This is a genomic window from Sphaerisporangium melleum, assembly GCF_014646695.1.
Classification (GTDB): Bacteria; Actinomycetota; Actinomycetes; order Streptosporangiales; family Streptosporangiaceae; genus Sphaerisporangium; species Sphaerisporangium melleum.
The window spans coordinates 12,909-24,765 of the sequence record NZ_BMNT01000046.1 but is presented as its reverse complement, the minus strand read 5'-3'; the positions used below and the strand labels follow the sequence as shown (position 1 = coordinate 24,765).

Below are 11,857 nucleotides of genomic sequence, written 5' to 3'. Positions count from 1 at the left end.
CTGGGACGGCCTCGGGCCTGGCCCTGCGCGGCAGGGCGGCACCGGGGAGCGGCCTGGTGGGTGGGCACGGTGAGGGTCGGTGTCGACGGGATCGCGGTCACGGTGCCGGCCGGGGCGACGCTGCTCGACGCGGTCCGCGCGGCCGGGCTCGACCTGCCGGCCCTGTGTCATGACGACCGGCTCACCCCGGCGGGCTCCTGCCGGGCGTGCCTGGTGCGCGCGGGCGGCGCGGTCGTGGCCGCGTGCGTCACCCCGGCGGACGAGGACACCCATGTGGAGGTCGCGGGCGAGGAGCTGCTCGCGCTGCGCCGCGCCGCCGTCGAGCTGACCGTCTCGGCGTTGCCGCCCCGCGCGCTCGAAGGCGGCCCGGAGGCGAGCGAGCTGGCCCGGGTCTGCCACGCGCTGGGCATCGTCCCGGAGACCGCCCAGGCAGAGGGCGGGCGGGGCCGCGACGACAGCCACCCGTACGTCCATCTGGACCGCGACCTGTGCATCGCCTGCGGCCGGTGCGTGCGCATGTGCGCCGAGGTCCAGGGCACCTTCGCCCTCACCCTGACCGGCCGGGGCGCCGACACCGTCGTCACCCCGGGCACCGGCGGGGCCTGGCTGGACTCCGACTGCGTGGCCTGCGGCGGCTGCGTGGACACCTGCCCGACCGGCGCCCTCACCGAGCCGGGCCTGCCGGTCGGCGCGCCGCGCGGTGACCTGACCCGCACCCGGACCACCTGCGGCTACTGCGGCGTCGGCTGCGCCCTTGAGGTGCTGACCCGGGACGAGCAGGTCACCGCCGTCCTGCCCTGCCACGACGGCCCGGTCAACCGCGGGCACGCCTGCGTCAAGGGCAGGTTCGCCCACGGCTTCGTCCGCTCGCCCGACCGGCTCACCCGCCCCCTGGTGCGGCGGCGGGGCCGCCTGGAACCGGTGTCGTGGGCCGAGGCGCTGGAGTTCGCGGCGCACGGCCTGCGCGCGGCCGTCGCCGCCGGCGGCCCGGACGCGGTGGCCGCGATCTCCTCGGCCCGGGCGACCAACGAGGAGAACTACCTGGTCCAGAAGTTCATGCGGGTCGTGATCGGCACCAACAACGTCGACAACTGCTCACGGCTGTGCCACTCGCCGTCGGCGGCCGGGCTGACCGCCTCGTTCGGCCTGCCGGGCGGCACCGACGTCTTCGACGAGGCGGAGCTGGCCGACTGCCTGCTGGTGGTGGGCGCCAACCCCGCCGAGGCGCACCCGGTGGTCGGGGCCAGGCTGCTCCAGCGGACGCTGCGCGGGGCGCGCCTGATCGTCGCCGACCCCCGTACGGTCGGGCTGGCCGGGTACGCCGACGTCCACCTGCGGCCCCGGCCCGGCACCAACGTCGCCCTGTTCCACGGGCTGGCCCACGTCCTGCTGGCCGAAGGGCTGGTGGACGAGGACTTCCTGCGGCGCAGGGCGGCCGGGCTGCCCGAGCTGACCGCGCTGCTCGCCGGCTACCCGCCCGACCGGGTGGCCGCGATCACCGGCGTCCCGGCCGGGGACCTGGTCGCCGCCGCCCGGCTGTACGGGCGCGCCGAGCGTCCGGCGATCTTCTACGGGCTCGGCGTGACCGAGCACCTGCACGGCACCGATGGAGTGCGCGCGCTGGCCAACCTGGCCATCCTGCGCGGCGCGGCCGGCACCGGCCGCGGGTACGGGCTGAGTCCGCTGCGCGGCCAGAACAACGTGCAGGGAGCCTCCGACATGGGCGCGCTGCCCGACGTCCTGCCCGGCTACCAGCCGGTGGCCGACGCCGCGGCGCGCGAGCGGGCCGCCCGCGCCTGGGGCGCCCCGGTGCCCGAGCGGCCCGGCCTGCGCATCCCGGAGATGTTCGCCGCCGCCCGCTCCGGGACCCTGCGGGCGCTGTGGGTCATCGGCGAGGACGTGTGCGCGACCGACCCCGACGCCGACCGCGTGGCCGCGGCGCTTACGGCCTGCCCGCTCGTCCTGTGCAACGAACTGTTCCTGTCCGACACCGCGCGGCGCGCCGACGTCGTGTTCCCGGTCGCCTCCTGGCTGGAGAAGGACGGCACGTTCGTCAACTTCGACCGCCGCTTCCAGCGAGTGCGGCCCGCACTCCCGCCGCCCGGTGAGGCGGTGACCGACTTCGCCGTCGTGCACGCCCTCGCCGCCGCCCTCGGCGCCGATCTCGGCTGCCGCACCCCGGCGGACGCGCTGGCCGAATGCGGGCGGGTCGTCCCGATGTTCGCCGGGCTCAGCCACGAACGCCTGGACCGCGAAGGGGCCGTCCCCTGGCCCTGCCCCGACCCCGGCGCGCCGGGGGAGGCCGCGCTGTACCGCGAGCGCTTCGCCACGCCGGACGGCCGCGCCCGCCTGGCGAGCGTCCCTTACCTCCCGCCGGGGGAGGAGCCGGACGACCGCTACCCGCTGGTCCTGGTCACCGGGCGGCGCTGGGCCCACTACAACTCGGGCAGCATGACCCGGCGCGGCGGCAACCTGCGGCTGGACGGGGTGGACCTGCTCGACCTGAACCCCGGCGACGCCGCGCGGTACGGCGTGCGCGACGGGGAACCGGTCGCGGTGGAGAGCCGGCACGGCCGGGCCGAGCTGACCGCGCGGCTCACCGGCCAGATGGCCCCCGGGCAGGTGTTCTGCGCCTTCCACTTCCCGTCGAGCGGGGTCAACACCCTCACCTCCGGCCACGCCGACACCGTGACCTCCTGCCCGGAGTACAAGGTCACCGCGGTGCGGCTGATCCCCGGCTGATCCGTGAGTCAGAAGCCCTCGATGCGGCGGCCGGTGATCTGCCGCGGCACGACCCGTACGTAGATCTCGCGCGGGCCGCCGGCCCAGGGGTGGACCGCGGCACCGGCCACCTCGGGCAACTCCTCGGGCGCCATGTGGTGGGCCGGGCCCCGGATGAGGACGCTCCACCCGCCTCGCCGGGCGTCGTCGATGCGGTCGACCTCGAAGGCGATCTCGATCTCGACGCCCCGCACGCCGGTGCGCAGGTCCTGGTCGATCGGCCCGCCGGCCTGGGTACGGAAGACGATCACCCCGCCCTGGAGCAGGTAGTTGACCGGCAGGACGGTGGGGCCGCCGGGGCCGGCGAAGGCGACCCGGCCGATGCCGCCGGGAGAGATCAGGCGCAGGCATTCGTCCGCGTCCAGGGGCTCCATCGCCGGATGGGCCGGCGGACGCCCCCGGCCGGGCGGCCGTTCCACCTCGCCGCCCAGCAGCTCCTCGCAGGTGGTCTCCAGGGCGGCGGCCAGCCGGAGCAGGCTCCCCTCGTCCAGCGTCGCCGTCCGCTCCTCCAGGTAGCCCACGAACCCCGGCGCCATGCCGGCCCGCTCGGCGACCTGCTCCCTGGTGAGTCCGAGGCGCTCCCGCAGGTGGGCCACCCGGCGCCCGAGATCGCCCGGCGCGCTCTTGGCCCGTTGCTGCCGGGACTCCCGTTGTGTCATGGTCCTCTCCCTCTTTCATGGGCCCGCCGCCGCTGGCGGGCCGGGAAGTAGCAGGTGGTCTCCCGTCCCACCTCGGCGCTCTGGTCGCGCACGACGACGTTCAGCAGCTCCGGCCCGTCGTCGCCCCGGCACACCAGCACGCGGTCGTGGTCGACGTCGATGGTCAGCCAGGCGCCGTGCACGCGCAGCGGCAGCGACAGCCGGGCCAGCGGCTCGGGCAGCAGCGGGTTGAGCCCCAGCCCGTCCCGGTGGATCTCCAGGCCGAGGTAGCAGCGCTGCACCAGGTCCAGCGTGCCCGCCATCGCGCCGAGGTGGACGCCCTCCGAGGTGGTGCCGCCCTGGACGTCGTTGACGTCGCTGCCCAGTGCCTCGGTGAAGAACCGCCACGACCCGGGACGGTCGGAGCGCGAGAGCACCCAGGCGTGCACCACGGCGCTCAGCGTCGAGCCGTGCGAGGTGCGCCGCAGGTAGTAGTGGACGGTCCGCGGCACCAGCTCCGGCTCGTGCGGGCAGCCGAGGCGCCGCAGGATGCCGAGCAGCTCGCGCGCCGGGAGCAGGTAGAACAGCATCAGCACGTCGGCCTGCTTGGACGCGCGGTACCGGTTGGGGCTGTCGCCCTCGGCCTCCAGGGCCCGGTCGAGCCGGCGCACGCCCCGGTAGCGTTCCCAGTCGAGCTCCAGCAGGCCCGCGTACCCGGTGAACTGGCTGATCACCCCGTCGTGGAAGTCGACCCGCATCCGCCGGGTGATCTGCTCCCACCGTTCCAGCTCCGCCGGGTACAGCTCCAGCCGGGCGGTGAGGTCGGCCCGGTCGCGCACCGGCAGCAGGGCGAGGGTCCGCCGCGCGCGCAGCAGCAGCCACACGGTCATGATGTTGGTGTAGGCGTTGTTGTCCAGCCCGGGGGCGGCGGCGCCCGGGTAGGCGTCGTGGTACTCGTCGGGCCCCATGATGCCGCGGATCTCGTACCGCCCCGTCGCCGGATCACGCTGGGCGAGCCCCGCGAAGCACCTGGCGATCTCCACCAGCAGCTCGGCGCCGAACGTCCGCAGGAACTCCAGGTCCCCGGTGGCGGTGAAGTGCTGCCACACGTTGTAGGCGATCGCCAGGCCGACGTGCCGCTGCAGGTGGGAGTTGTCGGCCGTCCAGTGGCCCGAACGCGGGTTGAGGTGCAGCAGCTGGGTGTCCTCCTGCCCGTCGCTGCCGCTCTGCCAGGGGAACAGCGCCCCGGGCAGGCCGAGGGCACGCGCGTGCACCCTGGCCTCGGGCAGCCGGCGCCACCGGTAGCGCAGCAGGGCGCGGGCGGTCTCGGGGAAGCGCACGTTGAGCCACGGCAGCACGAACAGCTCGTCCCAGAACACATGCCCCCGGTACGCCTCCCCGTGCAGCCCGCGGGCCGGCACGCCCACGTCGAGGTCGGCGGTGTGCGGGGAGAGGGTCTGCAGCAGGTGGAAGGTGTGCAGGTGGACGATGCGCGCCCCCGCCGGGTCGTCCACCTGGAGCCGGGCCCGCCGCCACAGCCGCGCCCAGGCGAGCCGGTGCCGGGCCAGCAGGTGCCCGAAGCCCGGGGCGAGCGCGGCCCGCCGCACCGCCGCCGACCGGGCGTCGGCGATGGCGTGGTCGCGGGAGGTCGCGAGCGCGATCGTCTTGGTGACGACGGCCGGCCGTCCCTGCTCCAGGGAGATCTCGTGCTCGGTGGCGATGCGGGCCGGCGCCTGGACGATCTCCCCGGGCCCGGCGCCGGTCCGCACCCGCGAGGCGAGCGCGACGGTGATCTCCGACTCGCTGGTGCGGGCGCGCAGCCAGGTCACCGCCTCCCGCCGCCCGGTCGCGTGGTCCACCAGGTGGTCGCCGCGCAGCCCCCGGTAACGTTCGACGCCGCCGTTGACCACCGAGCCGTCCAGCGCGGCGGTCACCCGCATGATCCCCGACCAGTTCTCGGCGAGGAAGGTCGTCTCCAGCGCGGCCAGATGGGGGTCGGCCATGGATACGATGCGGCGCTGCCGCACCAGCGTCACCCGGCCGTGCCCGTCGCGGTAGCGCAGCAGGCGGTACAGGACGCCGTGCCGCAGGTCGAGCGTCTGCCGGAAGTCCAGGAGGGTGTCGGTGCCGGTGTGGAACCAGGCGCAGCCGGGGGTGGCGAAGGCCAGCGGCAGCCAGTTCGGCACGTTGACCAGCTCCTCGTTGGTCACCGCGCGCCCCGCCACGCGGGAGGTCAGCCGGTTGTAGCAGCCCGCGACGTAGGTGCCCGGATAGTGGACGCCGTCCGCGCTGGACTCGGGCGCGGCGCCCCTGGTGGCGAAGTAGCCGTTGCCGAGGGTGCACAGCGTCTCCCGGCGTCGCTCCTCCACCGGGTCGAAGCGGTCGTAGACCAGCGTCCATGGGGTCATCCGGGCACCGGCCGGCTCCCGCTTGGTCCCGCCCTCGTCATCCACGAACGTGCCACACCTGTGGATCACACCGGCTGTCATCCCCTGCCTTTGGTTCCCGCTCACCTCTCCACCGCCCCATTTGCCCAGGCAGAGCCGCTTCTTTGGCGAAATTTCGCCCCCGGTCAGCCCGGGACGCTCGCCGCGCCCTGCCGATCCCGGTCCTCGCGGCGGCGCAGCACCCACCGGCGCACCTCGTCGGCGCCCCACACGATCACCGGGAACGGGGCGACGAACGCCAGCATGTCCGCGCTCAACGGCGCGGTGCCGAGCAGCGCCTGGAACGGCGGCGCGTAGATGAGCACGGCGGCCAGCGCCAGCTCGAAGACGATCCCCCACAGCAGCAGCGGGTTGGACCACGGGCCGATGGAACGCAGGGACGCCCGCTCGGTCCGCGCGGCGAACGCGGTGCCGACCTGCCCGGCGATCATGCCGAGGAACGTCATCGTGGTCGCCTGCCGGTAGGCGTGGTTCAGCGGCGTGCCGGGACCGGTGGGGTCGCCCGGCCGCCAGCCCGCCCGCAGCAGCACGTAGAAGAAACCGGCCAGCGTGAGCGCCGCGCAGATCACGCCGAGGAAGAGCCAGGCCCGCACCAGCATCGACCCGCGGATCACCCCCTCGGAGCGCCTGCGCGGGCGGCGCTTCATGATCCCCGGCTCGGCCGGCTCGCGGCCCAGCGCGAGAGCGGGCAAAGTCTCGGTGCCCACGTCGAAGGCCAGCAGCTGCAGCACCGTCAGCGGGAGCGGCACGGCCCCGCCGGCCAGCGCGAACACCAGGAACGGCGCGATCTCCGGAGTGCTGTGGGCGAAGATATAGCAGATGAACTTGCGGATGTTGTCGTAGACCTGCCGGCCCGACCTGACCGCGGCGACGATGGTGGAGAAGTCGTCGTCGGTGAGCACCATGGTGGCCGCCTCACGGGCCACGTCGGTGCCCGAGCGGCCCATGGCCACCCCGATGTCCGCCCGGCGCAGCGCCGGGGCGTCGTTGACCCCGTCCCCGGTCATCGCCACCACGTGCCCTTCGGCCCGCAGGGCGTCGGCGATGCGCAGCTTGGCCTCCGGCGAGCTGCGCGCGAAGATCAGCTCGTGGTGATCGCGCAGCAGCGTGTCCAGCTCGTCCTCGCTCATCCGGTCCAGCCGGTCCCCGGTCACCACGGTCGGGTGGTCGCCGACGATGCCCACCTGCGCGGCGATCGCCGCCGCGGTCAGCGCGTGGTCGCCGGTGACCACGATGATCCGGATGCCGGCGGAGTGGCAGTGCGCGACGGCCTCGGCCACGCCGGGCCGGGGCGGGTCCTGCATGGCCACCAGCCCGAGCAGGGTCAGCTCCCGCTCGGCGTCGTCACGCCGTTCCGGCGGGGGACGGTCTGCGGCGAGGGGCCGTTCGGCCACCGCCAGCACCCGCAGCCCCTGCCGGGCGCGGGCGTCGACCACCCGCTCGACGGCACGGCGGCGCTCGGCGGTCAGCGGCGCCCGCACGCCGTCCGCTTCCATGATCGTGGCGCAGCGGGGGAGCACCGCCTCCGGCGCGCCCTTGGTGTCCACCCACACCCCGCCGTCGCGCTCGTCCACGGTCGACATGCGCTTCAGCACCGGGTCGAAGTGGAACTGCCGCAGGCGCGTACCGGGCCGGCCGTCGCCCAGCACGCGCGCCGCCTCCAGCATCGCCACCTCGGTGGGGTCGCCGACCAGCCCGCCCGCGGCCCCGGGCTGGGCGTTGTTGCACGCCGCCATCACCACCGCCAGCCCGCCGGCCGCCGCGTCCCGCCCCGCCCGCCGCTCTGCCGGGGCGAGGACGTGGTCGCCCGCGGCGGTCCACACCGTGGTGACCCGCATGCGGTTCTCGGTGAGCGTGCCGGTCTTGTCGGTGCAGATCACACTGGTCGAGCCCAGCGTCTCCACCGCGCTCAGCCGCTTCACCACCGCGCCCCGGCGCACCAGCCCGCGTACGCCGAGCGCCAGGGCCAGGGTGATCACCGGCAGCAGGCCCTCCGGCACGTTCCCGACCAGCAGGCCGACGGCGAACACGACCGCGTCCCCCAGCGGCAGGTGCGCGCCGAAGGCCGCGATCGGGATGAACGCCACTCCCAGCGCGAGGGCGATCGCCGCGATCAGCCACGCCACCCGGCGTACCTGGCGCTCCAGCGGGCTCTCCTCGCGCTCCACGCGTTCCGACAGCGCCGCGATGCGGCCGAGTTCCGTGCGCATCCCGGTGGCGAACACCACCGCGCGCGCCGCTCCCTCGGTACACGTGGTGCCGGAGAACACCAGGTCACGGGCCTGCAGCAGCCCCACCCCGGTGTCGGCCAGGTCCGCGGAGCGGAACACCGGCATCGCCTCGCCGGTGAGCGCCGACAGGTCCACCTCGATGCCGCCTTCCAGCAGGCGCGCGTCGGCGGAGATGCGGTCACCCTCCTCGATCACCAGCACGTCGCCCGGCACCAGCTCGGCGGCGCGCAGCACCTGGACCCGCCCGTCCCGCAGCGCCTTGGCCTGCGCGGGCAGGTACGCGGCGAGCGCCTCGACCGCCCGCTCGGCCTGTACCTCCTGCACGAACGCGAACACCGCGTTGATCACGATCACCACGAGGATCGCCACCGCCACCGGGATGATGCCGGCCGCCCACGCCAGGGCCGCCGCCAGCCACAGCAGCAGCGCCAGCGGGTGGGTGAACTGCAGCAGCAGCTCGCGCGGCCAGCGCCGGCCGCCGCGGCGGCGGATCTCGTTGGCGCCGTAGTGGATGAACCGCCGCGCCGCCTCCCGCGAGGGCAGGCCCGATCGGCTGCTGCGCAGGTCACGTAGCAGCAGTTCCACCCGCTCGGTCGGATCGACCGTCGGCGGCTCCCCGCTCACATCCGTCCCCGCGCCGGCCTGCGCCTCGATGGGAGCCGCGCCGGCCGGTCCGTCCGAGCCCTCCTGTGCTCCGGTGACCCGGCCCGGTTCCCCTGATCTCACCTCAGGTTCGCGGTGTCCGCGGCGCGCCATGACAGACCCCGTCACGGACGGACGACGGCGACCGGCACCGTCGCGTGGCCGATGACGGCGTGCGCCGTCCCGCCGAGGCCGAAGACCGCGCGCAGGCCGGAACGGGCCCCGATGACCAGCAGGCCGGCACCCCGCGACGCCGAAAGGAGCGCCTCGCCCGGATGGGCGCGCACCACGTCCTCGATCAGGTCCACGTCGGGGTACTTGCGCCGCCATCCGGCCAGCGTCTCGGCGAGCAACCGCGCCTCCTCCTCGCCGACGGCGTCGATGTCGTAGACGAGCGGTTGCATGTCCCCCGGGCCCCGCAGCGCGGGATGCGTCCAGGCGTGCACGGCGCGCAGCCGGCCGCGCCGCAGCATGGCCTCCTGGAAGGCGAACTCCAGCACGGCGGCGTCGTCCGGCCGTCCGGCGACCCCGGCGACGACCTCGCCGCCACCGCCCGGCTCCTCGCCGCGCACGATGACGACCGGGCAGGCGGCGCAGGCCGCCAGGTGCCGGGCGACCGACCCGAGCAACTGCCCGGTGAGGCCGCCGCGTCCCCGATGGCCCACCACGAGGAGCTGGGCGTCCTGCGAGGCCAGGGTGAGCGCGTCCTGCGCGGCGCCGTCCATGACGGCGGAGGTGACCTCGACCCCCTGGCCGGCCTCCCGGGCGAGCGCCACCGCCTCGTCCAGCATGTGACGCGCCGCGGCCTCGGCCGCCGGGCCCCACGAGGCGGGCTGGGGGACGAGCGGCAGGTGGTACTCCCAGCGGAGCGCGGTGTACAGCACCCGCAGCGGCGCCCCGCGCAGCCGGGCCTCCCGCGCCGCCCACGACACCGCGGTGGACGAGCACGCGGAGCCGTCGGTTCCGACGACGACCGGTCTTCCCATGGGCCACCTCCGCGCCGCCGGCCTGCCTTCGCGGCCGGATCCCGGCCGGCGCGCCCGTCCGAGCAGCGCCGTCGTCCTCACTCCACCACCGCCGCGGCCTTTGGCGGAGCCGCCGAAAGTCCTCTCTCCCGGCCCCGATGGACTCTGCCTTCCCGGGCTTCTCCCGCCCCGGACGCCGCCACGGGCTTTGGTGACCAATGACCGGGGCTGTGTGTGACATTGGCCTCTCTCGGCCCCCTCGGCGGCGGCCGATCGTGAGGGATGGAGAGCACGTCCAGATCGGCCGGGGTGATCGTGATGATGGACTGGGACGGATGGGGGATGGGCGGCTGGGGGTACACCCTGATGGCCCTCGGCATGATCGCCTTCTGGGGGCTGCTGATCGCCGGCATCGTGCTGCTCGTCCGCGCCTTCACGGGCGCACCGCGCGGCGAGCGGGCCGCGCCGCCGCAGGGGTTCTCGTCGGCCGAGGAGCTGCTGGCCGAGCGCTACGCCAGGGGTGAGATCGACACCGAGGAGTACCGCGCGCGGCTCGACATCTTGCAGAGAGGGCGGGTCTCCGGCCCCGGCACGCGGGCGTGACCTGGCCGCGGGCCGGCGAGATCCTTTCGTCGTTTCCGGCGTCGTTTCGTAAATCATCTTTTACAGTGCTATATGGGTGACCGGCCGCTGAGCCGGTCGCCGTGGGCGGGCCCTGCCGGGGAGATTCGGTGAGCGGGGCCCGCGATCTGTGGGAGAGGCCGCGACGACGCGGCCGGTCGGCGGCACGGTCGGAACGTTCCTGAGCGGGACCGGCGTGGCCTCCCGATGGGCGGATGGACGGAGGGGACCCCGGGGTGGCGGATCCGATCGCGGACGGCCTGCTCGAAGCGATGCGCTCGGAGCTGGGATACCGGGAGAAGGCAGGGCAGCACACCAAATTCGGCGACTGGTACGCGGAGAACATCGACCGCGACCCGCAGTACAAGAACGCCCCCTGGTGCGACATGTTCATCGCCTGGGCGGCCGACAAGGCGGGAGTCCGGGACTACGTCGGCACGTTCGCCTGGACGCCGTCCCACGCCAACTGGTTCAAGGCTCAGAACGCGTGGTCCGAGACCCCCGAGCCGGGCGCGATCGTCTTCTACGACTGGTCGGGCTCCAAGAAGGTCGGGGCGATCGACCACGTCGGCGTGGTCGAGAAGGTGGCGGACGACGGGAAGATCCACACCATCGAGGGCAACGTCGACAAGGTGTGGCTGAAGCGCAAGGTGCGCGACGAGAGCAAAGTGGTCGGCTACGGGCTGCCGCGCAAGGTCATGGAGAACAAGACCGGCTCCGGACCCGACGTCCTGGTGCTGCGAGGCGAGGGGACGGGCGGCTCCAACGCCGCGGCGGCCGGGGTCATCGGCGGCCACCCGGTGTTCGAGTGGCCGGGTGCGCAGAGCGCGGCGCTGGCGAGCGGGGTGGTGACCCTCCTCCTCGGGTCCGCCCTGGTCATGAACCAGATGGCCCGCACCCGGCGTTCCGCCGTCTCCGGCGGCAGGCACCGCCGCCACCGGCCCCGCCGCCTCGCCCTCTGGCGCGGCGGCGACGACGCCTGAGCGTCCGGCACAAGGGGTATCGTCGCATGTCAGAGGGGTAGTGCTCCGCAAGAGGCCGGCCGGGGCACCGTCGAGGGGCCATCGCGGACCACACGTCACCGGCCTACCAGCGAGGAGGTCTCTCGTGCAGGACGCCCGAGAGGTCAAAGAATGCCTGGTCCAGTCGCTCAACGCGCACGACATGGCCGCCGTGCGCACCTGCCACCACCCGGACGCCGTACTGGTCTCACCGGCCGGCGTCGCCGAGGGTCATGAGCAGATCGTCTGGTACTACGAACACCTCATCGCCGCGTTCGCCGACCTTCGCATCACCAACTGGCACATCCTGTCCTACGGTGACTCCGCGGCCACCGAGTGGACGGCCACCGGGACCCACACCGGGCCGTTCCTCCTGTCCAGCGGTCGCCTGCTGGACCCGACCGGCCGCCGTATCGCGATCCGCGGCACCGGCATCGTGCACGTGGAGAACGGGCAGATCATCACCAACCGGGAGTACTACGACCAGCTCGAGATCTACGCCCAACTCGGCCTCGAACTCCCCTGACCCTG

The 11,857-nt window shown here is 74.4% G+C and carries 8 protein-coding genes; 4 read left to right on the top strand and 4 right to left on the bottom strand.

Annotated elements, in window-relative coordinates:
• Positions 1-69: 69 nt before the first annotated feature.
• Positions 70-2,742, top strand: a complete 2,673-nt coding sequence (gene fdhF / locus IEY93_RS31710; protein ID WP_229691647.1) for a formate dehydrogenase subunit alpha — start codon at positions 70-72, stop codon at positions 2,740-2,742.
• 8 nt (positions 2,743-2,750) lie between these two features.
• Here fdhF and IEY93_RS31705 read toward each other — a convergent pair whose 3' ends face one another.
• From IEY93_RS31705 to IEY93_RS31690, 4 genes are all read right to left on the bottom strand, one after another.
• A complete protein-coding gene (locus tag IEY93_RS31705; protein ID WP_189166841.1) occupies positions 2,751-3,440 on the bottom strand; it encodes a pyridoxamine 5'-phosphate oxidase family protein in 690 nt (229 codons plus the stop codon).
• Positions 3,437-5,872, bottom strand: coding sequence for a glycoside hydrolase family 65 protein (locus tag IEY93_RS31700; protein ID WP_372444536.1), 2,436 nt, complete (start codon positions 5,870-5,872; stop codon positions 3,437-3,439). Before IEY93_RS31700 ends, IEY93_RS31705 begins: the two co-directional genes overlap by 4 nt.
• Positions 5,873-5,991: 119 nt before the next feature.
• Entirely contained in the window at positions 5,992-8,823 is a 2,832-nt protein-coding gene (locus IEY93_RS31695; protein WP_203968999.1) for a cation-translocating P-type ATPase, read from the bottom strand.
• Between the two features lie 41 nt (positions 8,824-8,864).
• Positions 8,865-9,725, bottom strand: coding sequence for a universal stress protein (locus IEY93_RS31690; RefSeq protein WP_189166839.1), 861 nt, complete (start codon positions 9,723-9,725; stop codon positions 8,865-8,867).
• A 261-nt stretch (positions 9,726-9,986) separates the two neighbouring features.
• Between IEY93_RS31690 and IEY93_RS31685 the strand changes: the two genes are divergently transcribed.
• The 3 genes from IEY93_RS31685 (at position 9,987) to IEY93_RS31675 (ending at position 11,852) form a co-directional block, all read left to right on the top strand.
• The gene (locus tag IEY93_RS31685) at positions 9,987-10,307 is read left to right on the top strand and encodes an SHOCT domain-containing protein (RefSeq protein WP_203968997.1); all 321 of its coding nucleotides are present in this window, start codon (positions 9,987-9,989) and stop codon (positions 10,305-10,307) included.
• A 254-nt stretch (positions 10,308-10,561) separates the two neighbouring features.
• Positions 10,562-11,308, top strand: a complete 747-nt coding sequence (locus IEY93_RS31680) for a CHAP domain-containing protein (RefSeq protein WP_229691646.1) — start codon at positions 10,562-10,564, stop codon at positions 11,306-11,308.
• A 124-nt stretch (positions 11,309-11,432) separates the two neighbouring features.
• Positions 11,433-11,852 (top strand): ester cyclase, encoded by a 420-nt coding sequence (locus IEY93_RS31675; protein WP_189166837.1) that lies wholly within the window; start codon positions 11,433-11,435, stop codon positions 11,850-11,852.
• The last annotated feature ends 5 nt before the right edge of the window (positions 11,853-11,857 follow it).

What these genes read in the sequence shown, in the direction of transcription:
- IEY93_RS31705 (WP_189166841.1), bottom strand. Translation starts at nt 3,440, where the DNA reads ATGACACAACGGGAGTCCCGGCAGCAACGGGCCAAGAGCGCGCCGGGC.
- IEY93_RS31690 (WP_189166839.1), bottom strand. Translation starts at nt 9,725, where the DNA reads ATGGGAAGACCGGTCGTCGTCGGAACCGACGGCTCCGCGTGCTCGTCC.
- IEY93_RS31685 (WP_203968997.1), top strand. Translation starts at nt 9,987, where the DNA reads ATGGAGAGCACGTCCAGATCGGCCGGGGTGATCGTGATGATGGACTGG.